General features: G+C 62.3%; 25 protein-coding genes. 2 read left to right on the forward strand and 23 right to left on the reverse strand.

Features of this window, described 5'->3' with window-relative positions; translation table 11 throughout:
* Positions 1–15: 15 nt before the first annotated feature.
* Entirely contained in the window at positions 16–162 is a 147-nt protein-coding gene (locus E4M07_RS29345; protein WP_206057306.1) for a hypothetical protein, read from the forward strand.
* Here E4M07_RS29345 and E4M07_RS17505 read toward each other — a convergent pair.
* The 9 genes from E4M07_RS17505 to flhA form a co-directional block, all read right to left on the reverse strand.
* Complete coding sequence (locus E4M07_RS17505) at positions 155–1,519, reverse strand: hypothetical protein (RefSeq protein ID WP_136659685.1); 1,365 nt, start codon at positions 1,517–1,519, stop codon at positions 155–157. The genes E4M07_RS29345 and E4M07_RS17505 overlap by 8 nt on opposite strands.
* Before the next feature lie 519 nt (positions 1,520–2,038).
* Positions 2,039–2,845, reverse strand: coding sequence for a hypothetical protein (locus tag E4M07_RS17510; RefSeq protein ID WP_136659686.1), 807 nt, complete (start codon positions 2,843–2,845; stop codon positions 2,039–2,041).
* Positions 2,846–2,894: 49 nt separating this feature from the next.
* Positions 2,895–3,266, reverse strand: a complete 372-nt coding sequence (locus E4M07_RS17515; protein WP_136659687.1) for a hypothetical protein — start codon at positions 3,264–3,266, stop codon at positions 2,895–2,897.
* A gap of 349 nt (positions 3,267–3,615) precedes the next feature.
* Positions 3,616–4,125 carry a hypothetical protein gene (locus E4M07_RS17520; RefSeq protein WP_136659688.1) on the reverse strand — a complete coding sequence of 170 codons (510 nt, stop codon included), beginning with the start codon at positions 4,123–4,125 and terminating at the stop codon, positions 3,616–3,618.
* Positions 4,122–4,490, reverse strand: coding sequence for a hypothetical protein (locus E4M07_RS17525; protein ID WP_136659689.1), 369 nt, complete (start codon positions 4,488–4,490; stop codon positions 4,122–4,124). The genes E4M07_RS17520 and E4M07_RS17525 overlap by 4 nt, the downstream gene beginning before the upstream one ends.
* Positions 4,491–4,528: 38 nt before the next feature.
* Positions 4,529–5,041: a rod-binding protein gene (locus E4M07_RS17530; RefSeq protein WP_136659690.1), complete on the reverse strand. Its 513-nt coding sequence runs from the start codon at positions 5,039–5,041 to the stop codon at positions 4,529–4,531.
* A gap of 29 nt (positions 5,042–5,070) precedes the next feature.
* Entirely contained in the window at positions 5,071–5,520 is a 450-nt protein-coding gene (locus E4M07_RS17535) for a hypothetical protein (RefSeq protein WP_136659691.1), read from the reverse strand.
* Complete coding sequence (gene fliR / locus E4M07_RS17540) at positions 5,510–6,262, reverse strand: flagellar biosynthetic protein FliR (protein WP_136659692.1); 753 nt, start codon at positions 6,260–6,262, stop codon at positions 5,510–5,512. Before fliR ends, E4M07_RS17535 begins: the two co-directional genes overlap by 11 nt.
* The gene (flhA, locus tag E4M07_RS17545) at positions 6,259–8,346 is read right to left on the reverse strand and encodes a flagellar biosynthesis protein FlhA (protein WP_136659693.1); all 2,088 of its coding nucleotides are present in this window, start codon (positions 8,344–8,346) and stop codon (positions 6,259–6,261) included. The genes fliR and flhA overlap by 4 nt, the downstream gene beginning before the upstream one ends.
* A 206-nt stretch (positions 8,347–8,552) precedes the next feature.
* Here flhA and E4M07_RS17550 point away from each other — a divergent pair, with 206 nt between their 5' ends.
* Positions 8,553–8,969: a metallopeptidase family protein gene (locus tag E4M07_RS17550; RefSeq protein ID WP_136659694.1), complete on the forward strand. Its 417-nt coding sequence runs from the start codon at positions 8,553–8,555 to the stop codon at positions 8,967–8,969.
* 20 nt (positions 8,970–8,989) lie between these two features.
* Here E4M07_RS17550 and E4M07_RS17555 read toward each other — a convergent pair whose 3' ends face one another.
* The 14 genes from E4M07_RS17555 to E4M07_RS17620 form a co-directional block, all read right to left on the reverse strand.
* The gene (locus E4M07_RS17555; RefSeq protein ID WP_136659695.1) at positions 8,990–9,811 is read right to left on the reverse strand and encodes a citryl-CoA lyase; all 822 of its coding nucleotides are present in this window, start codon (positions 9,809–9,811) and stop codon (positions 8,990–8,992) included.
* Complete coding sequence (locus E4M07_RS17560) at positions 9,808–11,001, reverse strand: CaiB/BaiF CoA-transferase family protein (RefSeq protein ID WP_136659696.1); 1,194 nt, start codon at positions 10,999–11,001, stop codon at positions 9,808–9,810. Before E4M07_RS17560 ends, E4M07_RS17555 begins: the two co-directional genes overlap by 4 nt.
* Positions 11,002–11,060: 59 nt before the next feature.
* On the reverse strand, positions 11,061–12,083 hold the full coding sequence (locus E4M07_RS17565; protein ID WP_169054268.1) for a glycosyltransferase: 1,023 nt from the start codon (positions 12,081–12,083) through the stop codon (positions 11,061–11,063).
* Between the two features lie 299 nt (positions 12,084–12,382).
* On the reverse strand, positions 12,383–12,649 hold the full coding sequence (fliQ, locus tag E4M07_RS17570; RefSeq protein WP_136659698.1) for a flagellar biosynthesis protein FliQ: 267 nt from the start codon (positions 12,647–12,649) through the stop codon (positions 12,383–12,385).
* A 13-nt stretch (positions 12,650–12,662) separates the two neighbouring features.
* Positions 12,663–13,064, reverse strand: a complete 402-nt coding sequence (gene flgD / locus E4M07_RS17575; RefSeq protein ID WP_136659699.1) for a flagellar hook assembly protein FlgD — start codon at positions 13,062–13,064, stop codon at positions 12,663–12,665.
* Positions 13,055–13,504 carry a flagellar biosynthesis repressor FlbT gene (gene flbT / locus E4M07_RS17580; RefSeq protein ID WP_136659700.1) on the reverse strand — a complete coding sequence of 150 codons (450 nt, stop codon included), beginning with the start codon at positions 13,502–13,504 and terminating at the stop codon, positions 13,055–13,057. The genes flgD and flbT overlap by 10 nt, the downstream gene beginning before the upstream one ends.
* Positions 13,501–13,848 carry a flagellar biosynthesis regulator FlaF gene (flaF, locus tag E4M07_RS17585; RefSeq protein WP_136659701.1) on the reverse strand — a complete coding sequence of 116 codons (348 nt, stop codon included), beginning with the start codon at positions 13,846–13,848 and terminating at the stop codon, positions 13,501–13,503. The genes flbT and flaF overlap by 4 nt, the downstream gene beginning before the upstream one ends.
* A gap of 45 nt (positions 13,849–13,893) precedes the next feature.
* Complete coding sequence (locus tag E4M07_RS17590; RefSeq protein WP_136659702.1) at positions 13,894–14,946, reverse strand: flagellar hook-associated family protein; 1,053 nt, start codon at positions 14,944–14,946, stop codon at positions 13,894–13,896.
* A gap of 4 nt (positions 14,947–14,950) precedes the next feature.
* Entirely contained in the window at positions 14,951–16,405 is a 1,455-nt protein-coding gene (gene flgK / locus E4M07_RS17595) for a flagellar hook-associated protein FlgK (protein WP_136659703.1), read from the reverse strand.
* A 35-nt stretch (positions 16,406–16,440) separates the two neighbouring features.
* Complete coding sequence (locus tag E4M07_RS17600) at positions 16,441–17,697, reverse strand: flagellar hook protein FlgE (protein ID WP_136659704.1); 1,257 nt, start codon at positions 17,695–17,697, stop codon at positions 16,441–16,443.
* A gap of 136 nt (positions 17,698–17,833) precedes the next feature.
* Entirely contained in the window at positions 17,834–18,505 is a 672-nt protein-coding gene (locus E4M07_RS17605) for a response regulator transcription factor (protein ID WP_136659705.1), read from the reverse strand.
* A gap of 281 nt (positions 18,506–18,786) precedes the next feature.
* A complete protein-coding gene (locus E4M07_RS17610; RefSeq protein ID WP_136659990.1) occupies positions 18,787–19,326 on the reverse strand; it encodes a transglycosylase SLT domain-containing protein in 540 nt (179 codons plus the stop codon).
* Positions 19,289–20,722, reverse strand: coding sequence for a flagellar hook-length control protein FliK (locus E4M07_RS17615; RefSeq protein WP_136659706.1), 1,434 nt, complete (start codon positions 20,720–20,722; stop codon positions 19,289–19,291). Before E4M07_RS17615 ends, E4M07_RS17610 begins: the two co-directional genes overlap by 38 nt.
* Positions 20,715–21,980 carry a chemotaxis protein gene (locus E4M07_RS17620; RefSeq protein WP_136659707.1) on the reverse strand — a complete coding sequence of 422 codons (1,266 nt, stop codon included), beginning with the start codon at positions 21,978–21,980 and terminating at the stop codon, positions 20,715–20,717. The genes E4M07_RS17615 and E4M07_RS17620 overlap by 8 nt, the downstream gene beginning before the upstream one ends.
* Between the last annotated feature and the right edge of the window lie 2 nt (positions 21,981–21,982).

Genomic DNA, 21,982 nt, shown 5'->3' on the forward strand with positions numbered 1-21,982 from the left:
GGATCATCCTTCAAGATGACAACAAACGGCAAATCCGACGAGCCGGTCCGGCTCGTCGGCGCAGAGGACATGCGGTATTCATGGACCATGCAGGCCGGCGATTGCGGGCCTGTTCGATCCGGCCCGCAATTGCCCGCGTTGCGGCTGGCGGCGCTTACCTGAGCGACGTGAAGGACGTCGCCGAAACCGCACCGATCGCGGAGATCGAGACCGAAGCCCCGGCACCGCTGACCGTGCCGCTGGTGATCGAAGCGGCGGCATTGGTGATCGCACCGCTGTTGACCGCCGTCTGGCTGATCGCGCCGGTGGCGGGTGAACCGAAGGACTGGGCTTCGTTGATGCTCGTGAACGAGACGGCCGATACCGCGCCCGTGGCACTGACCGCGGCCGAGGCGCCGTCGCCGGTGATGCTGGCCACGGTGATCGCGTGGCCGACATCGGCCGCGCCCCTGGATCCCATGCCCCGGTTGGTCACCGCGCCCTGGTTCTGCGTGTTCTGGTAGATCGTGCCCGCGGCGATCGACGGCGTGCCGCCGATTCCGGTGCTGTTGATGCTGGAGACGGACACGGCGGATGCCGCGCCGGCTGCCGAAACGCTGACCGAAGCGCCATTGCCGGAAACCGAGCCGACATTCAGCGCACCGCCGGAATTGCGCGACGTGCCCTGGTGATTGTTGATCACATCGCCACCCAGGTTGCGGGTGGTCTGGCTGATGTTGCCGAACGCCAGGTTGTCGATCTCGCTTGAGCCGACATGGGTCGGCGACACCGACGAAGCCGCACCCAGCGACGAAATGGACGCCGATGCTCCGGCACCGCTGATCGAGAACGGCGAGGCGTTGGAAAACGCGCCGAAATTGCTGACATCGGCACCGGTTGCCAGCGTCGTCGACTGGGTCACGTTGCCGGTGGTCAGGTCGCCGCCGGAGGCGCCGATCATCGTTGCGCCGGTGGAGGATGCCGCGCCCGTCGCCGAAACCGACGCGGAAACGCCGGAACCGGTCAGGCCGCCGACGCTGATGCGGCCCGCTGTGCCGCTGCCGTTCGTCACATCGACATTGTTTGTGGTGCTCTGGCGGATATCGGCGATCGACACATCAGACAGGCCCGCGGCGCCGATGCCGCTCACCGATACGGACGAGACGGCGCCCGTTGCCGAGACCGATGCCGCAGCACCCGGTCCGTTGACCGTCGAGGAAATGTCGATGGTACCGCCGGCATTGGTGACGACACCGTTGTTGGTAGTCGACTGGGTGATGTTGCCGAAGCCGGCAGATGGCGTGACGAAGTTCTGGCCAATGCCCTGAACGCTGACGGACGAAGCCGCTCCGGTCGCCGAGACCGCGGCGCTTCCGCCGGGCGCGCTCAACTGACCGTTGACATCGACAAGGCCGCTTGCCTGGTTGATCGTATTGGAGTTTGTGGTGGATTGTGTGATTGCGGTCTGTGCGGTCGCGCCGCTAGCCCCGGCCAGCATCACAAGCAGCGTGATGCCCGCGACCGATTTGGTCGAGTACATTGCAGTTCTCCTCATACGCGCATCATGCGCGCCCCTGAAATCAGGCCCTGCCATTTCGGTCCCGACCCCTCCGCACCCGTTTGCCTGATGCAGACCGTACGGTCGGATGATCCCGGTTCAACAACACGCTCAACAGCATGTAAGCGCGCCGCCGCTGACAAGGCCCAGGCACAGACGACCAGTTCCTTTCGGGATACCAACTGCAGGTACCCGGAGCTGCATCGCCGCCCAACCAACCTCGGCAAACTCATTTTCCGACTAAATTGAATTGCGCGCCGGTCGTTCCAGGATCGCGGATTTTATGCGCATCCGCTGATCCCGCCCCCAACCGGTGCGACAATCCAATGGATTGGCTCGGCTGGAGCATAAGAACCTATACTGTTAAATTTTGAGTTAATTCAGATTAGTGCAAGTATTTCCTTGCCTATTGGCAAAGTTTTACAGTATCCGTAATTGCAACTTCTACGCTATATTATTCGGCAAAAACTTGAGGAGGCGCGTCTTTTCAGCCGGCTATCGTCATGTTTCGGCGTCCAGCAGATCCCCGACGATCCGGCGACAGTTGTTGCCGGCATGCGGGAATTCCTTCATCACCACATCCGCAACACCGAGCGCGATCGGACCGTTCAGCGCTTCCAACTGCAAGCGCTCCTGGTTCTGAAAGGCGACGTTCCCCGAGGCGAGCGTATTGCCGAAGGTGCGCCCGACACCGGCACCGAGCTGGGTGTAGCGGACCGGCCGCTGGATCATGCTCATCTGCCGGTTGACCCGGGTCGAGGATTCATCGAGCTGAATCGACAGGCTGAGTTGCGCCCAGCCGATGCCGACCGTCGGTCCGACGCCGCCGACGCGAACGTCGGCCTTCACCGGAAGGCTGAAATCCAGGCTGTTGTAGATGCCGTTGATCGCATAATCGGTGGGAACCGCCTCGGTCGGCGCGCCGAAATAGGTGGAAACGACGGTCGCACCCGCCTTGGACAGCGAATCCGTGACATAGGCCGCACTGCCCCCTTGCGGCAGGAAATTGCCGGTCGCGCCCGAGGCCACCGCGTTTATCTTGCCGGTGCTGTCGGCGAAACTGCCGACGACGAAGGTCTTCCCCTTCAAAACCTCCGTCCCGCGGATACAGGCCAGCGTGTCCTCGATACGGGTGTAGGTCTGGACCTTTGTCGGCAGGGGCGCCTGCGTCACCGGCACCGCGGCAGGCCGGTCGACCTCGTTGCCGCGCGGCACTGTGCAGGACGCCGCGGCGACGGCCACTGCCGGCAGGACCAGCGATCCCTTCAATATCGATGTTAGCCTTCCCAACGCATGCCGAAGAACCATGAGTTCCCACTCCACTGGACACAACAACGCCGGTGCTTCGCCGCCCGCGCTAGCGGGTGTTGATTTCACCGTCGTTGCTGACATCGCCCGTGTTGGAACTCGTCTGGTCCGCCGTGATGTCTGCGATGTTGCCGTTGCCGATGATCGACGTGCTGACCACCGTCTGGCTGCCGATCGCCTGGATCGTGAAAGTGCCGGCCGCGCCGTTGTCGTACAGCAATCCGTCTTCCGCCGCGTTGACCTGTCCCGCCACGATTCCATTGGCGAGATGCGCCTCGGAAGATTCGACGGCGCCGCCCACCGCGACGCCGGAGCCGTCCGTCCCCCACATATGTCCGGCGGAATAACCGATATTGTCGGCCTGTGCAGCGGTGGCAAGCAGATACAATGCCGATGCGGCAACTAGAAACAAATATTTCACACCCTGTCCCCTGATTTACAGCCGAAACCATCGGCGGTATAAGCTACCACCGATTGTATATATCGTTCTTTTTCAACTTATATTGATTCTGACGGCTGTTCTGACTGTTCCTATATTTATATTCACTGTCTCCGCCCATCAGACAATCAATTAAAAACAAATTGAAATCAGAAAAACAGTCAAGTCATCAGCTGTTGATAACTGTTGATACTGCACATTCCCGTTGACAGGGTAACGAATAAGGCACTTCTCCCGAAGGCCGCCGAATAAATACCGGTTGTTCCGGCAAACACGGCTGGCACGTAACATTGTCGAAGATTGCAGAGCCGAGCCCGGGGCCAGGCTTCGATCAGCCGTCCTCGCCGACCGATTTGACCGGAGGCGGCGGCAGGCGGCGCTGACGAGCCTTGTTGCGGACCTCAGCCTTGGTCAGGAACTCCATCTGCTCGACAAGCACCTCGTGGAAGACCTTCTTCTTCAGCCGCTCGTTCAGGCGGTCGCGGATGACGACCCTGAAGGCCTCGAGGTCGAACTCCTCTACCCGGGTGAGATCGATCACCCGCTCGCCGACAAGCAGGCTGAAAAGCTCGTCGGTGATCAGCATTTCCGGCGGCAGGCTCAGCTTCTTGAGCACGTCCGGTTCGGCCGTATAGACGAGCCGGGTGATGAAATAGCCGCGAACCTCGCCCTGGTGAATTGCCGGGATCGACATCAGGTCGGAGCGCACATAGTCGAGGCCGCCGAAGAAGTCGCTCTGGTCGCCCTTGTCGTTCGGCTCTGAGGCCATCTGAAGCGAAAAATAGACCGAGGCCAGCGTGACGGCGCAGATCCAGACCCCGGAGATGACAAGTTTGATCATCCGGCCTCACGCAAGTAGAACTGCTCGGCGGTATAGGTGCCGTCGGCTTCCGCCTCGCGGGCCGCATCGCGCAGAAGGTCCGTGACACGGCGCACCGCCTCCAGATGCGCCTTCACCTTCGCGGTGTTGCGATCCAGCTTTTCGCGGATGACCTTCAGCGCTTCGCCGTGCGAGCGGCTCATCTGCTGCGGCGGCACGGCCTTCGTCAGCAGGGAAAGTTCGTAAAGACACCGGCTCTTGTGGTTATTCGAGGCATTGACGTCAAAGTCCGGATCCGTACCGAGAGCGTTGTTTTCCGCCTCGAGTATGGCGTCGAGCCGGCCCAGCACCTTCGTCACCCGGTCATCCGTATTCTCGCTGCCCATGTCACCTCGGCTCCCGATTCATTTGCACTTCGACTGTCCTACGCCTTGCCGCCAAAAAGACCGGCGCGCTCGTCGGCGCTCCGCAGAATGTCGAGCTGGATCTGCTGCACCAGGCCGTTGGCGTAGTTGCGGTTGTCACCCATGGCCTGCGCATGCTCCGCGTCGGCCTCGGCGGGCTGGCGCTGGGCCGACAGTTGCTCGGCAATGCCGATGCCGCCGCCCTCGGCGAGCGCCTTGCCCAGCTGCTCGGCCATCATGCCCTTCCAGATATCGCCGGCGGTGCCGCTGCCATAGAGGTTCTCCGCATCCGTCGGCAACATGCTCTTGATGAAGGACTGGAGCACCATCGCCTCGAATTCGCGGTAGGCCTCGGGCGCCTTGCCGCCCGGTTTCACGTCGGTGCCGACCGGCCTGCCGGCAGCCGCCTCGAAACCCGCGCCCGCCGCCTCGGATGCCTTGGCGAGAAGCTTGCGGTGGGCTTCGCGCACGCTCGACGGATCGGCGGCGCGGACCACATCAAGAACCAGGTCGCTGGGCGGTGAGATGGCCAATGAATCATCCTTTGCGTCTTCGCCGGCAACTATGCACGACGAAGCTTACGGGAGGCTTGAGCACGGTCCGGCTCTCCCCCGGAGGTCGCCCCCTTCACCGCGTCGAGAAGATCCAGGATGGATTCTTCCTCGCGCATCATTTCGGCCTCGCCCGCGGCGGCCGCCAGATGTTCGCCGATGCGGTCCTGCTTGGTCCGTTCGCGCAGGACCTTCTGCTCCTGCAATTGCGCCTGCGCGGTCAGGGTGCTTTCCCGGCTCTTCAACTTCACCATCTGCCGCGCGTAGAGCTGCGGAAACAGGCGGTGCACCTGCGACAGCCCGCCCATCACCTCGACGAGCCTGGCGATCTGCTCACCGACCGCGATGCGCTGACGGTTGGTCTCGGCCAGCTCGGACTCGGCCAGCTTGTGCAACTGGCGCTGCAGGGCGGCGAGCCGGCGCAGGTTCCGCGCCCTTTTTTCAAGTGCGTCAGCGGCCATCGAACACCGGAAGGAAACTGTCGGCGAATTGGCGGAAGAACTCGCCCGAGCCGAAAAACAGCAGGAAAAGGCCGCCGGTCAGGATGAACGGCAGCGAGATGAAATAGACCGGAATCTGCGGCGCCAGCTTGTTGACCATGCCGACCGCGAGATTGAAGATCAGGCCGTAGATGATGAACGGGCTGATCAGCCGCAGGATGATCATGAAGGACGACGACAGGGTGTCGGAAAGGGTGATCAGCGCCATCTGCGGATCGAAGCTGCCGCCGACCGGCATCAGGTCGTAGGACATCGTCAGCGCCTCGATGACGATGTGATGAAAATCCAGCATGAACAGGATCAGGAGCCCGGTCAGGCCGATCAGCGAGCCGAGCTCGGTCTGCGGTTCGTTCTCCTCGACGCCGCTGCTGGCCATGGCGTTGTACCCGATCATCATCGAGACGGCCGTTCCGGCGAATTGCAGGGAAAGCGCGTAGAACCGGGCGACGAGACCGAGCACCGCGCCGATCAGGATTTCCACGAATATCAGCGAGACGTATCCGGCGGTCGAGACCGACACCTTGGGATAGATCGACTGCCACATCAGCGGCAGCAGCGCCATCGAGGCGGCGATGGCGACGAACAGGCGGATCTGCGCGGGAACGCGGAAGCTGCCGAGACCCGGCATCAGCATGAAACAGGCGCCGATGCGGCTGAAGGAGGCGACCAGTGCGAGCACCGTTCCCTCCAGATCGTTGATCATGAGATCGAACCCAGGATCTGGATCTCGATGCCCTTGGCGATCTCGACATGCGAAATGACCGGGAGGGTGGCGAACAGCCGCTCGATGATCATGCGCACATAGGGCCGCGCGTCCGGAGCGGTGACGAGCACGAAGCGCGTGCCGGCGTCGAGATGCTCGCGGATCACCTTGGTGGCCTGTTCGCTGAATTCCTCGAGCAGCGCCGGCTCGATGTCGAACTCGACGACATCGCCCTTGGCGTCACGCTTCAGCGCCTGGTGGAAGGCAAGGTCCCAGCGGTTGCCGAGCCGCAGCACGCGCAACACGCCATTGTCGGCGAGATCGCCGCACAGCTGCTGCGCCATGCGGATGCGCACATGCTCGACGATCTGCTCGGTCTTGCGCAGATGCGGCGCCAGTTCCGCGACCGCCTCGAGGATGAGATGCAGGTTGCGGATCGACACGCGCTCGGCGAGAAGCAGCTTCAGCACCGCCTGCAGGCCGGAATAGGACATGTGGTTGGAGCAGATCTCGTCGGCGAGCTTGCGGTATTCCGGATCGAGCCTGTCGAGCAGCGCCTTCATGTCCTTGTAGGACAGGAGCTGCGGCAGGTTGTTGCGGATCACCTCGCTCAGGTGGGTCAGCACCACCGAAACATTGTCGATCGGCTGGAAGCCCTCGCGCTTGACCTCCTCGACGAGGCTCTCGGGCACCGAAACCGCAGGCAGCCCGAAGGCGGGCTCGCGGATCTCGTCGCCGGGGACCGATGGCTTGCGGCCGTTGCCGATCACCACCATGACCTCGCCGACGCGCAGTTCGTTGGCGGCCACCGCGGTGCCGTGGATGCGGATCTGGTAGGACTTGTCCGGAACGGCGAAATCGTCCGTGACCTTGATCTCGGGAACGACGAAACCGTATTGCGAGGCGAATTTCTTCCTGATCTTGCCGACCCGGAATGCCAGTTCCTGATGGGCGCCCAACAGGCGCGCCGACACATGCTTGCCGAGGCAAAGCTCGATCTCGCTGGTGTGCAGGACGTTCTTGACCGAATCCTTCTCCTGCTTCTTCTGCTCCAGCAGCTTTTGCTCCTCGTTGTGCCGGATCGCCTGGTTGTGCCGCTCCAGCTGCCTGGGAATGAACCAGCCGGCGAAGGCCATGGCACTGCCCAGGATCATGAACGGCAGAAAGGGCAGCCCCGGCACGACCGCGAGCAGGATCATCAGGCCGGCGGCGACGAACAGCGCCCGCGGATAGCCGCTCAACTGGCCGAGCACCGCGACATCGGCCGATCCCACATTGCCGCCGCGCGAGACCAGCAGGCCGGCCGCCAGCGAAACGATCAGCGCCGGAATCTGCGAGACCAGTCCGTCGCCGACGGAAAGCTTGGTGAAGACATCGGCCGCGTCGCCGATCTCCATGTTGTGGCGGGTGTAGCCGATGATGATGCCGCCGAAGATGTTGATGGCCGTGATGATGAGGCCGGCGATGGCATCGCCGCGGACGAATTTCGACGCGCCGTCCATGGAGCCGAAGAAGGAGCTTTCCTCCTCCAGTTCGCGGCGCCTTGCCTGGGCGGTCTTCTCGTCGATCAGGCCGGCGGAGAGATCGGCGTCGATCGACATCTGCTTGCCGGGGATCGCATCGAGGGTGAAGCGCGCGCCGACTTCCGCGATGCGCGTCGCGCCCTTGGTGATGACGATGAAATTGACAACGACCAGGATCAGGAACACGATGACGCCGATGACGAAATCGCCGGACATCACCATCTGCGAGAAGCCGCCGATGACATAGCCGGCCGCGGTCGTTCCCTCGTGCCCCTCGGACAGGATGATGCGTGTCGTGGCGATGTTGAGCGACAGCCGCGTCATGGTGGCGATCAGCAGGATCGTCGGAAACGACGAGAAATCCAGCGGCCGCTGGATCCACAGGGCGACCATCAGGATCAAAACCGAGAAGGCGATGGAGAAGGCGAGCCCGATATCGATCAGGAATGCCGGGATCGGCAGGAACAGGATCGACAGGATGATGACGATGCCGATGGCAAAGGTGACATCGCGGCCCCTGCCCTCAAGCGGCGGCACTGCTACGGCTGTTGATTCCGCCATGTCCTACCTTGTCCGATCATGACAATTGCGGGGCCGCGCACGGCGTCCCGGTGCTCCTTCGTCAAACTAGCGGGCGAAGCTTGCGCGAGGGTGGCTGCGGATTTCCGGCGGAGCGGGACTGGTGGACAGGCCGCTCAACACCTACTTTAAAGATATTGATTGAACTTGACGGAAATTACCGTAACGCGTTGAAGGAAACTGATTTCATGGAATCCGCATCGCCCTGGACGGGACGCCTTTCGCCGTCGCTCGCCGATTTCGAGCGGCTCGGGCAGGAAGCGTTCGACGGGCTGCCCCAGGAATTCCGCAGCCTTTGCTCGGACATCCAGATCACCGTTGCCGACTTTGCGGAAAAGGACGTCCTGAAATCGCTCGACCTTGCAAGCCCGTTCGATCTGCTCGGCCTGTTCCAGGGGATCGGCATGGCGCAGGGCGCGACGGAAATCCGCACCGGCCAGATGCCCAACCGGATCTGGCTTTACCGCCGCGCCATCCTGGAATACTGGATCGAGCGCGAAGAGAGTCTCGACACCATCGTCCGGCACGTGCTCATCCACGAAATCGGCCACCATTTCGGCCTCTCCGATGACGACATGGAAGCCATCGAGGCCGAAGCCGATTGAGGGTCGGGTCGTAAACCTGTCTAATTCGTCCTGTCGATCGGGTTCGGCCCGGTATAGGTCCAGCGATGGGCCGGCGGCGTCGGCCCCTTGTTGCGGCCGCCCTCGTTCATCTGCTCCCAGGCATGGGCAATGAAACCGACCGAGCGCGACAGGCAGAACAGACCGCGCGCCAGGGGACCGGCGAAACCGAGTTCTGCGTAAATGATCGCAGTCGCTCCGTCGATGTTCATCGGCACCGGTTTGCCCTTCCGGCCATCGAGCACCGCCTGGATCGCCCGGCCGATCGCCGCAAAACGGCCCGAGACCGTGCCGGCGGCGGCGGCCTCGTCAACCAGCGCCAGCAGCCGCGGCGCGCGCGGATCCTCCGGCTTGTGGAAGCGGTGGCCGAAGCCGGGAATGTAGACGCCGTGCCCGGCCTGCCAGTTGTCGATCATCGCGGCCGCGGCGGCGTCCAGCGGCGTTCCCGCGCGAACGGCCTCATCGATCATGCCGTAAAGCGCCACCGCCTGCTCTCCGGCACCGCCATGGATGTCGTCGAGCATGTTGACGGCCGAGGCCATCGCGCCGTTAAGGCCCAGCCCGCAGGTGACCGCCATGCGCGCGGCGGCGATCGACGGCGCCTGTGGCCCATGATCGACTGCCGCCACCAGTGCGCATTCGAGCAGCTTCGCCTCGGCCTCCGACGGCAGGTCGCCCCGGGTCATCAGCCATATCATCTGCGGAAAGGTAACGGTGCCGATAAGTTCCTCGACCGGGTGCCCGCGGAGGCGAATCTTCCCGGGCGCCATATCGATGATGGATGTGGTCCACCAATCGGACACGTCGTTGCGCTTGTCGCTCATATCGTTCCTCCGCGCCTCAGATCGTCCAGTTCTTCCCGCGACACGCCGATTTCCCTCCAGATGGCCTCGTTGTCCTGGCCGAGCTGTGGCGGGGGCCGGTCGACGCCGGGCGCCTCGCCGTCCAGCTTTATCCCGGTGGTCACCACTTCGATATCCCGCCCGACGCCGGGAACATCGGTAAAACCGGCAAGAAAGCCGCGGTCGGCGATCTGCGGCATGGCCAGGACTTCCGGCACAGACAGAACGGCGCCGGCCGGTACGCCGATGCGGTTCAACTCCTTCGCCCAATCGCGTGCCGGCCGCCCCTTCAGAACCTCCTCGAGTTCCCGCTTGAGGGCCGCGCGGTTTGCCTTGCGGTCCTCGCGCGTCGCATATTCCGGTCTGTTGCGCAGATCGGCGAGCCCGAGATGATCGGTCAGCAACACCCACTGCTCATCCTTGTTGGCGGCGATGTTGATCAGGCCGCCGCCGGCTTCGAAAGCGCCGGAGGGCGCCGATGTCGGGTTTTCATTGCCGTTGGCCCGCGGTTCGATGCCGCCGATCAGGTAGTTGGAGACGACCCATCCCATGGTAGCGAGGACGGATTCCAGCATAGAGACGTCGATGAACGATCCGCGCGGCTTCGCGTTCAGCGCCGCGGCGATTGCGAAGGCCGCCGTCATGCCGCCGACGGTATCGGCGATCGGGTATCCGACCCGCAGCGGCCGGCCCTGCGCGTCACCGGTGATGGACATGACACCCGACGCACCCTGGATGATCTGGTCATAGGCGGGACGGTGTACCCACAGTCCCTCCTGCCCGAAGCCGGAAATGGCGCAGTAAATGAGATCCGGCCGGACCGTCTTGAGCGCCTCGTAGCCGACGCCGAGCCGTTCCATCACTCCGGGCCGGAAATTCTCGACGACCACATCGGCCGTTTTCACAAGGCGCCTGAAGAGTTCCTTTCCCGCCTCGTGCTTGAGGTTGACGGTCACCGATTTCTTGCCGGCGTTCTGGGCGAGAAAGGACACGCCCATTCCCCGGCGGTTCAGTTCCGGATCGCCGCCAAGCTGGCGAGCGAGATCGCCGCGCCCCGCGGCCTCGACCTTGATGACTTCGGCGCCCAGGTGGACGAGCTGATGGCAGCAGAAGGGTCCGGCGAGGACATTGGTGAGATCGAGGACGCGCACGCCCCTGAGCGGTTTTGTCATGGTGTGTCCTCCCGTCGGCGCAGGCGCCGGTGAAGGTTATCCTTGCTCCGGGAAATGATCTAGAGCGCCAGTCGCCCCGAAGCATCCGCAATGCTGCGCCGCACGGAATTGTCCAGCTGCCGCAGCAGCGGTTCTTCGGCGCTCAACGCCTGGTTCCGCTTGTGGCGCAGGCGCCAGGCCTGAGGGTTCAGTATCCAGTGCAACCGCTTGCCGCGCAATTCGCTCAGCCCGCGATCCAGCTCGCGGCGTCTGTTGCCGACCCGTATCCATTCCTGCAGCGGTGACACCGATTCCGTTTCGCCGCCGGTGACGCGGGCCTCAGTAAACCCGGTTTGGTGAAGCGCCCTTATCTGGTCCGAGGCCAGTTCGAAAAGCTCCAGACACATCCGCACATAGGCCTGTTTGTCCCATTGCCTCGTCTGCTTGTGGTGAACAAATTCGGCAACCGTCTCGGGGTAGATTCCGAAACTGACATGGGTGGCATACAAAGCGCCCCAGGCGACGTCGCCAATATGCCCGAACTCGCTCGGAAAGGGCCATTCCTTCAGGCAATCCGTCCGATAGAGATTGCTCGCCGAACTGCCCAGAATGGACGAAGGCAAATAGCGAGTTGCAAAATAAGTGGCGCTCTCGGTCGTCAGTCTGAGCGGCGTGCGGATATCGTACTGGTCGATGATCCGGTGGATGGGCCAGGAATGTTCGGCGGGCTCACCATCGTCAGTCTTCATCCGCGGCGGACTGATCACCACATCGCAATCCAGTGAAACGGCCGTTTCATAGAGGGCCGTGAGACCGTCGAGGGATATCGTGTCTCCAACGGTGGAGAAATATGTAAATGGCGACCTGGATTGGGAAACGCCGAAATTCCAGCTCTCGTAGAGCCCCGGGGGATGTTGCAGAAAACCGATGTTGTCGCCCGCAAGATTGCTCTTCAGGTAATCCCACGTGCCGTCCTCGGAATGGCTGTCAACGACAACGACCCGTTCCACATGCGGCGCCCATTCCCGCATCGCAGAAACATGGCGCTGCATCATGGACATCGAATTGTATGTCGGCGCCACAACGGTGATCGGAAGAACCATAGGGGGTACCATGCACGTCGTGCCTGTCGTCGCGGCAGGCGTTCAAAAGGCGATCTTGCGGATTCCTCAAATCCGCTGCTTTCGATCAGCGCGGGAATTTCTGATCGGGACGGATCCGGCTGGACTTCGGGATAGACCATATTTGTGGACCCGACAACGATTCCGGAAATGTCTGTCCCGATCTGCTGTGTAAAACCTGTGGTGGTGTTGCCGACCTGATACGCAGCCGCAGTCGGTCGGCTCTCGAAAGGGGTGCGTTGCCGCGCCGGCGAACGAGCCGGCACCGGCCTCGTGCCGCTTTAGAAGCCGCTTTCGATGCGCGAGAACACGAGATTGGTGAAGCTGGAGATCTGGGCGCCGACAAAGGGGGCCGACACGGCGACGGTCACGAGGATCGCGACAATCTTCGGAACGAAGGTGAGCGTGATCTCCTGGACCTGGGTCAGCGCCTGAAGGAAGGCGATGCCGACACCGACGAACATCGCAACGAAGACCGCCGGTCCGGAGGCCGCCAGGATGGTCCAGATGGCTTTCTGGACGATGTCGAGCGCGTCGGCTTCGCTCATCTCATTGGCCGCCTCAGGAGACCGTCAGGCCGGCACCCATGACCACTTTCTCACCGGTGTCGAGAACCGCGACGACGCCGTCATCGTAGAGCTCGACCTGCTCGACGACGCCGCTGACGGTGCCGTCATTCGATGTGACGGTGCGGCCGATCAGCGAGCCGGCCTGCGAAACCGAATTCGCCGCAAGCAGCTCCTCCAGCCGCGCGTTGGTCTGGATGGTCTGCTCGACCTGTGAGAACGAGGCGAGCTGCGCGATGTACTCGGTCGAATCCATCGGCTCGGTCGGGTCCTGGTTCTGCATCTCGGCGACCAGCAGCTGCAGGAACGTGTCATAGTCGACAGTTGCCTGCTCGGCCGCGCTCGCGGCCGCCGAGGAGCCTGTATACGTGCTGTTAGAAACTGCCTCTACCGCCATGGCGCAATCTCCTTCTTGATGTCTTCCAGCGTCTCAACCGGCATCTGACGGTTGTTGAGGATGTCCTCCTCGACCTTGTAGAGCGCGCGGATCGCCTTGAGCGATTCGAAGACGCGGCCCTCGGTGACCATCGCGTCGATGTGCTTGAGCTCGGTCAGGATCTGTTCGTTGCTGAAGCAGTTGAGCAGCATGACGATGGACTTTTTGAACATCGCGTGGGACTGCTCGGCCCCTTCGGGATTGATCAGCATCATCTGCACGATGAAATAGAGCTGGCGCAGCGGCGTCGACGCGTCCTCGGGCTGCAGGACGTGGTTCTCCAGCAGGAATGTTACGTCATTGAGGAACTCAAGACCGACTTTTCTGTCCACCCGGAGCACGGCCCCGTTGATGAAGATCTTTTCCCCGGTCTTGAGCGAAATGCGCAATGAACTCTTCATTTAAGACCGTCCCGAATAATGGATGAAATATCGATTATGCCTTCGTAATTCTGGGATTCCCCCGACCGGATCTTCTCGGTCTCGCGCAGGATCCAGATGCCGATGGAAATGAGATTGGCGCGCAGTTCCTGCTCCAGCTCGTTTTCGGGCGAACCGAGATCCTCGATGAAACGCACCCATACGCGGTTCACGAAGAACAGGGCCTCTATGGACTCTCGGGATTTCGGACCGTGCTCCTTCGCCTCCTCGAGCATCCTGATGGATTTGTCGAGGACCTGCCGTTCACGGTCCTTGGAGTCAGCAACTGCATCTTGCTGCACTTCCGCATATGAGAACTGATACATTTCAGCTACCTTCGCCCTCTCCGTTACTCACCATTGCGCGACCCACTAAAGGTAATTGGTCAAGCTCAACTGCTGGATCCTCGCCGTTAAAGCGTATGAGGTTTCGACCTGGGTCATCAGCAGAGTCAGACGCGTCGAAGCCTCATAGACATCGACGTTCTCCAGCTCGCCGATATAGACGGACATCAGATCGATCTGGACCTGGATCGACTCGTTGGCCTTCTCAATGCGCTGCTCCGACAAGCCGAGCTGAGCGCGCTGGAAGTCGATCCCGGTTATGGCCTGGCCGACATAGTCGATGGCGCGCTCGACGAGCTCCTGTCTCGTGTCGCTCGATAATGGCGTGGCCAGCATTTCCATGATGATCGTCGAGGCCATGGCCATGTTTTTCGGACCGTCAGCATTGATCGTGGCTGAACTGTCGACCACCTCGTTGGAATTGATGCGGTTGGTCATGACCTGGTCGTCGGCGTTCGACCAGTCGGCATCCCACCCGGCACCGAGAATGAGCGGCTCGACCTGGTTCGTCAGAAAATCGTCCATCTGCGCGGTCGTGATGCCCGACGCCGCGGCGTCGTTCTGGGTAAAGCCGAAATAGGCCAGGTACGCGGCGTCGAAGCTCGCCTTGGCGGCCGAGCCGGTCTCCGTGTAGTCGGCCAACGGCTTCACATCGGTGTTGATGCCGGCAAACAGGAATTCGCCGCTGGCCGAGGAATTGGCAAAGGCCGTAAAGTTCTGAAACGCCGTCTGCACCGTTTCGACGGCGACGTCGAGACGGCCCTGGTCGTCGATATCGACCATGCTGATCAGCGTATCGAGCACCTGCTGCGCGCTTCCCGCCATCTGTTCCAGCGCGTTTTGGGACGAGGACAGGCGGTTGGTGACAAGCGCGTTGCTGTCAATGATCGTGTTGAGGCGGGCGACATCGCGATTGAGCGATATCGTCTGGGCCGTCTGGGCGCCGAGTTCCAGGCCGATATCGGCATGACGACCCGTCGTCGCCTCGGTCTGCGCATTCATCATCTCAGTCTGCGCGCGCTGGACCGTCAGCCGCAGGGCGCTTTGGATGGCGAGCGTTGAAACGAAGGTCGTCTTCATCGCCCTACCCCACCGCCATCAGCGCCGCGAGCATCTCGTCGATGGTCGACAGCAATTGGGTGGACGCCCTGTAGGATTGCTCCAGGTCGAGCAGCAGCGCCATTTCCTCGTCAATATTGACGCCGGTCTCATTGCTGAAGCTCTCAAAAATGCGCACGGTCGCGGCTTCGCGCGTTTCGGAGGACTCATAGGCCTGGGACCGGTAGAGCTCGAGCCAGCCGATGGAGTCGGACGCGTAGCCGATGATGCCGGCGCTATCGCCGGCAAGGGCGGCCGGGTCAAAGGAGATCGGCTCCTCCAACCCTGTCACATAGCCGTCCAGCAGGGCGGAGAAGCCCGTCGCGCCGGTGGCGTTGGAAATGTAGGAGGCCCCGTTGATACCGCCGTCGCGCAACAGGGCCGGGTTGCCGGTGTCCACCAGCACCGCCGGGTTCACGGAAAAGGTCGCGGAGATTCCGGGCTCGATCGTCGCGGCGGACGGCACAGTGCCGCCGGACCAGGTGAAGAGACCCGGCAGATCCGGCAGCGCCGATCCGCTCTGGTCGTGTTCGGCGAAGACGACCACCAGACCGCGGGCTATTTCGTCGAGCTGGGCCTGATAGGTCGGGGCCACATTGTCCCTGATCTGGAGCTGGGCGGCCAGCTCTCCGGTCGCGGTCGTCTGCGCACCGTTACCCGCCTGCAGGGCGACGCCGTCAATATAGACCGCGTTGCCGCTGATCGTTGCGTCAAAACCGTTGGTGGGCGTGAACGAGACCGACCGCGGCACCGTCTCGAACAGGGTCTGGCCGCCGGTCGTATAGATGGCGATGTCGTTGCTTTCGCGCGTGAGCGTGCGAATGCCGACCAGCGTCGAGATCTCCCGCAACAGCGCCTCGCGCGAATCCAGCGCCTGGGAAACATCATCGCCCGTGCTCGTGCCAGCGACGACTTCCCTGTTGACCTCCTCGAACTGCACCAGCAGGTTGTTGAGCGTTTCGACGCCCTCGCTGATCGCCTGGTCGGCCTCGAGGCGAAGCTGCTGCGTGGCGGCCGATGCGTCGTTGATGCTGTTGGCGACGTCCTGGGCGGCGGAGATTACCGAGGCGGTGAGCGTGGAATCGCCGGGCGTTGCCGCCAGCGTCTGCAGCATGTCGCGCAGATCGCCGATGTAGCGTGACGGGGACAGCTCGTAGTCATTGCCGCCCATCGAAATCTTCAGCTGCTCAAGTCCGTCATAGACTATATTCTGGGCGCTGCTGACAGAAAGGTACTCAAGCGACTGGTTGAACAGGACAGTATTTTCGGCGCGCTGTACGGAGATCGACAGCTCTCCGCCGAAATAGGTCTGAATCGTCGGCGCGCGCCGCGCATAGTCTGGATTGCCCGCATTGGCGATGTTGTCGGATACCACCAAGGTCTGTTTGGATGTATTCGACAGAATGGACTGTGCAGTACTGATCGCCGATGACAGTGACATTGCTTGGTCTTACGCCTCCAGGGCCATTGACGGCCCTAACGTTTCAGATTGACGAGGACTTCCATCAAATCCGATCCAGTTTGAAACACCTTCGAGTTCGCGGTGTAGCTGCGCTGGGATTCGATCATGCTCGTCAGTTCGTCGGCTATGTCGACATTGGACGATTCCAGCGCTCCCGAAACGATGTCGCCGAAATTTCCGGATCCCGCGAAACCCGTGGTCACGACCCCGGATTCACTGTTCTGGGCGAAGACATTGCCGGAAATCGGCGTCAGTTCGTCGGGGCTCGGCACATCGGCGAGCGCGATCCGGTACTTAGGCTCGAGCGTGCCGTTCTCATACTTCGCGAAGACCGTGCCGTCGGTGGTTATCTCAACGCTCTCCACCTTGCTCGGCGCGTTGCCGTTGACGCTCGCATCGCCGACGTTGAATTCATAGGCGAGCTGGGTCATATCGGAAAAGTCGATGGCGAGGCTCTGACCGCCGGGGACCGGAACGGTGATGGATGTCGGGCTGGTTCCCGAAAGGCTGCCGGACGTCGCATCGAAATCCAGAGTGACCGTGGACAACGCGGCGGACGAATACGGGAAAGAGGTTCCGGGCGTTGCGTCGGCCTGGTCATAGACCGCAACTTCCCACGTGTTGGCTGCGGTCTTGGTGTAATAGAAGTCAAGCAGCACCTCGCTGCCGAGATCGTCGTAGACAACCAGCGAGCTCTTGTGGGTGTATTCGGAGGTCGCAAGGTTCGCCGACGGCAGCGTGCCGGTCACGATGGCGGCATCGGAATCGAGGTTCGCGGTGAAGATGCCGGACGTCGATGCGTCGGCGAGCAATTCGCCCTGCAACACATTGATCGCCACCAGGCCGTCAAATCCATTGACCACCGGCGTCGGGGATCCGCCGGAATAATCGTATCCCATCAGCGAGTAGCCCGCCGCGTTCACAAGATTGCCGTCAGCGTCCGGGATGAAGGACCCGGCCCGCGTCAGGAAGGACACGCCCGAGGTGTCCTGCACGACAAAGAAACCGTCGCCGCCGATGGCAAGATCGGTGATCGACGTGGTGAACTGAAGCGCGCCTTCTTCCGAGATGGCATACCGCACCGACGTGCTGACGCCGCCGGAATTGTAAGTTCCGCCCGCGCTCGGGAGAACAAGAGACGAAAACTCGGTCGAGCTGCGCTTGTATCCGGTGGTGTTGGCGTTGGCGATATTGTCGGCAACCGTTCCCAGGCGCACCGCCTGGGCGTTCATGCCGGATACACCAGTCCGCATCATTCCATAGAGGCTCATCGCACAATTCCCCGTTTGCGTTTGCGACAAGGTAGTTCGGCAGGCTTGCGCGAAACTGGCTTGCCGATTGAATTCCGCGAGGCATTAGAGCGGGATGGGCGAGGCACGCGCGCGCTGATCGGCAAACCGGAGGCGCCTACTGCCAGTCGATGCGGTAGCCGAGAAAACGTTTCGAATCGATCGGATCGAAATCAAGGCGCATGCGCAGCTTCTTGCGCAGCTTGCTGATGTGGCTCTCAACGACGTTCTCTTCGACATCGTCGTCGAAGATGCCGTAGATGGCGTTGAAGATCTGCGCCTTGGTCACCCGGCGGCCGCGATTGGCGACGAGATATTCGAGAATCCGCCGCTCGCGCCGCGGCAGCGGGAAGGCCTGTCCGTCGATCTCCGGATCGCGCCCATCGGAATAGACACGGATTCTGCCGATCTCGGTGTATTCGAGCTCCGGCTCAAGCCGGCGGCGGATGGCGGCGGCACGCGCCAGGATTTCACGTGGGTGGATCGGCTTGCGCACAACGTCGTCTGCGCCGCAATCGAAAAATGCCAGTGTGGTGTCCAGGGAGGGCTTGTCGCTGACCGCGATCACCGGGGCCTTTGAGCGGTCCCTGATGACCCGCGGGAGAACCATGTTGTCGCTGCCCTGACCGATCAGGAACGCTTCCACCGCGTCGATATCGGAGTCCGCCGCCGTGTGGACCCATTCACCGAATTCGTCGGGATCAAAACCGGCAGATGGAACCCCTTCCCTGCCGAACAGTGACGTGTACCCCTCCGTCACCAACTCACGCTCATCAACCACAACGATCATCAGTCCGCCCCCGAATCACTTTGCATCCCCGTTAATCAATTGGTAACGAAAGGGCGGAATCATCGACAATTATAGAAAGTTAATGGTGCTTTTTAGTAGTTGAACACGACATGAGCCGTGATTTGCCACTAGATATAGTGTCAGGCTGTGGGTAGATACATATTAGCTGTGGAAATGTTAACACTTCCGTTGGACGATTAACGAATTGTGTCTTGACAGACCACGCCATCGTCACAATTCAGCGCACAACCCGCCAAAACGGCAACTACTACTTTTACGTGTTATTTGCAGAAGGTCTTTGCCTCGGCTGTCCACCGTCCGTATCCGGTCGCGACCAGGTTGCGGATGACGCGGCAAACATACTTTTTCTGTGCCGGGTCGTTGTGCGGACCGGCGTGGTAACGGGCGACCGCCATCGTCCAGCTGCTGTGCCGTCTGCGCAGGTCGGCGAGGAATTTCGCCGCGTAGTCGACGTTCTTCGCCGGATCCAGCATCGACCTCAAATTGGCAAATTCACCGCGGTGGTAATGGTGATTGATCTGCATGCAGCCGAGATCGATGAGTTTCCGGCCCTTTGCTCTGGCCCGGTGAAAAGCCTGGAGCGCCTCGCCGATGTCGCTCGCAAACACCGCCTGCCCCTCGATGTTCAGCGCATAGGGATGCAGCGATCCCTTGCGGCCGGTCTCGGCAAGGCCAACGGAGTAGAGAATTCCGACCGGAACGCCGTGCCTCTTTGCGGCCGAGGCGATCTGCCGTTCGCACGAATTGGCCGCTGCGGCGGCCTCAAAGATAAACAGCGTCAGACAGACCGGCAGCATCATCAGCAGCCGGCTGGTCACCCGAATTGTTGCGATCATTGTCCTGCCCGTCCCTGTCGCGCCGGCCCGGGCTGTCGCCCGTTCCGTTGTCCGCGGAATTCTGCTGTCCGGACTGCAGGGAAGCGTCACCGGAAGTCTGACTGCCGCCCTGCGAGGCGGTGACCGACTGCTGGATCAGTCCGCGCTCCTGTCCGGGCGGCTGGATGGTGATGTGTTCAACCGCATATCCCTGGCCCTTGAGCGCCTTTATTATCTGCTGCTGGCCGTCGGCGAGGTGCCGATAGGCCTCGATTGTCTCGACCTTCAGTTCGACCAGAAGCTGCCCGCCCGACAGTTTCAGCGTTGCGTCGACGGATCCAAGCTCGGCCGGATTGAGGCGGATCTTGAGCGTATTGACCGTATTCTGCGCCTGATCGAGGCTTTGCGCGGAAATCGATTCCGCTCCGCGCAGCATCGCACTCCAGGACGCGTCGCCGGTTACAGCGCTGACCACGGCGGCCGCGCTCGACTGGCTGGCCGACAATCCCGGAAACTGCCGTGCCTCGATCACTGTCACCATGTTGCTGGACAGGCTGACCGGTTCAGCGCCGCCGGCCGGCGGCTGGGGCGTTCCACCCCCGCCCGGCGTAACCGCGTCCCTGCTGCGGGCAAATCCGAACAGGTCGAGCACCCGGCGGGCGCCCCCCGGCGCATCGGCATCGCCCTGCTGCCTGCCGCCGGACCGGTCACCGTCGCCGCGCATGTGCGGCCCAGTCGCGTCGTTTGCCGAAGTCCCTGCGTCGCTGCGCCCGGCAAGGACAGCATCGGCGGTCGGCCGTGTGGGTGAATCCGCGTTGGCACTGGAACGCGACATTTCCCGCTGCGATGCATGCCCCGGCATTATGCCGTGAACAGGCGCCGGCGGCAGGTCCTGTAACGGGTTTGCAGCGCGCGGCAATTCCGTCACGTCCCTGTCCGCGGGCGTATCCGTCATCTTTCCCGGATCGCCGGCTTCGACCGCGGCCCGCATTTGCGGTTTCCCCGCGTCCGGGCCGCCCGGGTCCATGTCCGGGGGCAGCGGCTCGGCGCGTGTTCCCCCGGGCGCCGGGCCCGGTGCTGGCGCTGCGATCTCTCCATCCTTGAGGGCTGACTTGTCCATGATGGTGACGAGCGGCCGTTCGGAACGCGGCTGCGGATCTGCACGTCCCGCGCCTGCGTCATCCGCGGTTCCGGTGGTCTTCGCCGGCGTTCCCGGCGGATCCGACGGGGCGTTGCCCCGAGCCTCGAGAACGGCCGCGTCGAAGGCGGATCCGTCCGCGGATTTCGAAGCACCCTGTTGTTTCGGCCCGGTCCCCTTGCCGAGGAGGGCGGCGGTGTCGGCAGCGCCCTTGCCCGGGCCCGATGGCGCATTGCTATTCATCACTGCTCCCGTCCAGCATGGAATCGATGTCCTCTATCGTGGCTCTCTTTGCGGCAAGGAACAGGTCGTGGCCGTCGCTTTCCACCACCGGGGCATCCGCCTCCGGATCGTCCTTTTCCATGTCGTCAGCCGCCGTTAACTCAGATGACGGCACCGGCATGGCCAGCCTTTGCGGATCGGGCGGCGCCGTCACCTGCCTGGCAATCGTCTTTGCGGCGTCCCGCAGGGCGCGGTCCCGCTGCGAAAGCTTGTCATCCGGAATCGCCGCGATGGTTTCGATCGCTTCCGTCACGTCGCCTGTCGGAACCTTCGCAATGCCGGCATAGAACCCGGCCAGATCGCGCACGACATCGCGGGTCTCGCCCGACAGCGACTCGGCACGCGAGGCCGCAAGAAGCGCGATGTCCTCCTTGCCGGCGATCGTTCCCATGCGCGCCATGCGCAAATAGATTTCGCGCTGCCGCGAGCGGTCCATCAGCGAAAGGATGTACTCCACCCGCTCACGGTCGACGCTTTCGGAGTGATAGACGATGGCATAGACGAAGATATCGACGAACTGGCTGGCATAGGGCGAATGCAGGAAACGGCGCACATAGCGCTCGGCATTGTCGAGCGCGCGGCCGACGTCACCCGTGCGCGATGCAATGTGTGTCGCCCGCCGAAGCGCCGATTCCTCGATGATGGTTCCGGGCGCGAGAAGGCGGGCCCAATCGAACAGGCGCAGCGCCTCTTCCTCGTTCTTTGCCGCGACGACATTGGCGGTGACCAGCATCAGATAGGCGCCGATCCGGCTGTCGGCGAATTCGGGAAGCAGTCCTTGAAATACGGGCCGCGCGGCCTCCGGCGAACCCGAGAAATAGGCATTGAGCGCGGCCGAGAGCCGGCGGTCGAACCGCTCCTCGACATCGTTTTCGACCAACAACACCAGCGTTTCCGGATTGCCGCCGCTCATCGCGTAGATAAAGGCGGCCTCGACATTGCGGTTGTCTTCAAACGTTTCCTGGCTCGCGGAGCGCAGGTTCTGGTCAACGATCTTGAGCAGATGGCGCTGCATCTCGCCGGCCGAATGGTCGCCCTGCACCACCGCGTCCTGCACGAATTGCAGCGAGCGGACGATCTTGTAGGGCGCAAGGCCCGCATCACCGTCATCGGCCGCAGAATGGGCCACCGCCGCGAAAAACGGCAAAACGAGCATTGGCAGGGCGCGGCGGACACACCGTGCGATCGATCCTGCCATGCGCTCTTGAACGGATACCATCG

Source organism: Nitratireductor sp. XY-223 (genome assembly GCF_004959855.1).
Classification (GTDB): domain Bacteria; phylum Pseudomonadota; class Alphaproteobacteria; order Rhizobiales; family Rhizobiaceae; genus Hoeflea_A.

What these genes read in the sequence shown, in the direction of transcription:
- E4M07_RS17520 (WP_136659688.1), bottom strand. Translation starts at nt 4,125, where the DNA reads ATGATCAAACTTGTCATCTCCGGGGTCTGGATCTGCGCCGTCACGCTG.
- E4M07_RS17610 (WP_136659990.1), bottom strand. Translation starts at nt 19,326, where the DNA reads ATGATGCTGCCGGTCTGTCTGACGCTGTTTATCTTTGAGGCCGCCGCA.
- E4M07_RS17560 (WP_136659696.1), bottom strand. Translation starts at nt 11,001, where the DNA reads ATGACAAAACCGCTCAGGGGCGTGCGCGTCCTCGATCTCACCAATGTC.
- E4M07_RS17590 (WP_136659702.1), bottom strand. Translation starts at nt 14,946, where the DNA reads ATGAAGACGACCTTCGTTTCAACGCTCGCCATCCAAAGCGCCCTGCGG.
- E4M07_RS17565 (WP_169054268.1), bottom strand. Translation starts at nt 12,083, where the DNA reads ATGGTTCTTCCGATCACCGTTGTGGCGCCGACATACAATTCGATGTCC.
- E4M07_RS17555 (WP_136659695.1), bottom strand. Translation starts at nt 9,811, where the DNA reads ATGAGCGACAAGCGCAACGACGTGTCCGATTGGTGGACCACATCCATC.
- E4M07_RS17505 (WP_136659685.1), bottom strand. Translation starts at nt 1,519, where the DNA reads ATGTACTCGACCAAATCGGTCGCGGGCATCACGCTGCTTGTGATGCTG.
- E4M07_RS17605 (WP_136659705.1), bottom strand. Translation starts at nt 18,505, where the DNA reads ATGATCGTTGTGGTTGATGAGCGTGAGTTGGTGACGGAGGGGTACACG.
- flgK (WP_136659703.1), bottom strand. Translation starts at nt 16,405, where the DNA reads ATGTCACTGTCATCGGCGATCAGTACTGCACAGTCCATTCTGTCGAAT.
- E4M07_RS17615 (WP_136659706.1), bottom strand. Translation starts at nt 20,722, where the DNA reads ATGAATAGCAATGCGCCATCGGGCCCGGGCAAGGGCGCTGCCGACACC.
- E4M07_RS17620 (WP_136659707.1), bottom strand. Translation starts at nt 21,980, where the DNA reads ATGGTATCCGTTCAAGAGCGCATGGCAGGATCGATCGCACGGTGTGTC.
- flhA (WP_136659693.1), bottom strand. Translation starts at nt 8,346, where the DNA reads ATGGCGGAATCAACAGCCGTAGCAGTGCCGCCGCTTGAGGGCAGGGGC.
- flbT (WP_136659700.1), bottom strand. Translation starts at nt 13,504, where the DNA reads ATGAAGAGTTCATTGCGCATTTCGCTCAAGACCGGGGAAAAGATCTTC.
- E4M07_RS17600 (WP_136659704.1), bottom strand. Translation starts at nt 17,697, where the DNA reads ATGAGCCTCTATGGAATGATGCGGACTGGTGTATCCGGCATGAACGCC.
- flgD (WP_136659699.1), bottom strand. Translation starts at nt 13,064, where the DNA reads ATGGCGGTAGAGGCAGTTTCTAACAGCACGTATACAGGCTCCTCGGCG.
- E4M07_RS17550 (WP_136659694.1), top strand. Translation starts at nt 8,553, where the DNA reads ATGGAATCCGCATCGCCCTGGACGGGACGCCTTTCGCCGTCGCTCGCC.
- E4M07_RS17510 (WP_136659686.1), bottom strand. Translation starts at nt 2,845, where the DNA reads ATGGTTCTTCGGCATGCGTTGGGAAGGCTAACATCGATATTGAAGGGA.
- E4M07_RS17535 (WP_136659691.1), bottom strand. Translation starts at nt 5,520, where the DNA reads ATGGCCGCTGACGCACTTGAAAAAAGGGCGCGGAACCTGCGCCGGCTC.
- E4M07_RS17525 (WP_136659689.1), bottom strand. Translation starts at nt 4,490, where the DNA reads ATGGGCAGCGAGAATACGGATGACCGGGTGACGAAGGTGCTGGGCCGG.
- E4M07_RS29345 (WP_206057306.1), top strand. Translation starts at nt 16, where the DNA reads ATGACAACAAACGGCAAATCCGACGAGCCGGTCCGGCTCGTCGGCGCA.
- fliR (WP_136659692.1), bottom strand. Translation starts at nt 6,262, where the DNA reads ATGATCAACGATCTGGAGGGAACGGTGCTCGCACTGGTCGCCTCCTTC.
- fliQ (WP_136659698.1), bottom strand. Translation starts at nt 12,649, where the DNA reads ATGAGCGAAGCCGACGCGCTCGACATCGTCCAGAAAGCCATCTGGACC.
- flaF (WP_136659701.1), bottom strand. Translation starts at nt 13,848, where the DNA reads ATGTATCAGTTCTCATATGCGGAAGTGCAGCAAGATGCAGTTGCTGAC.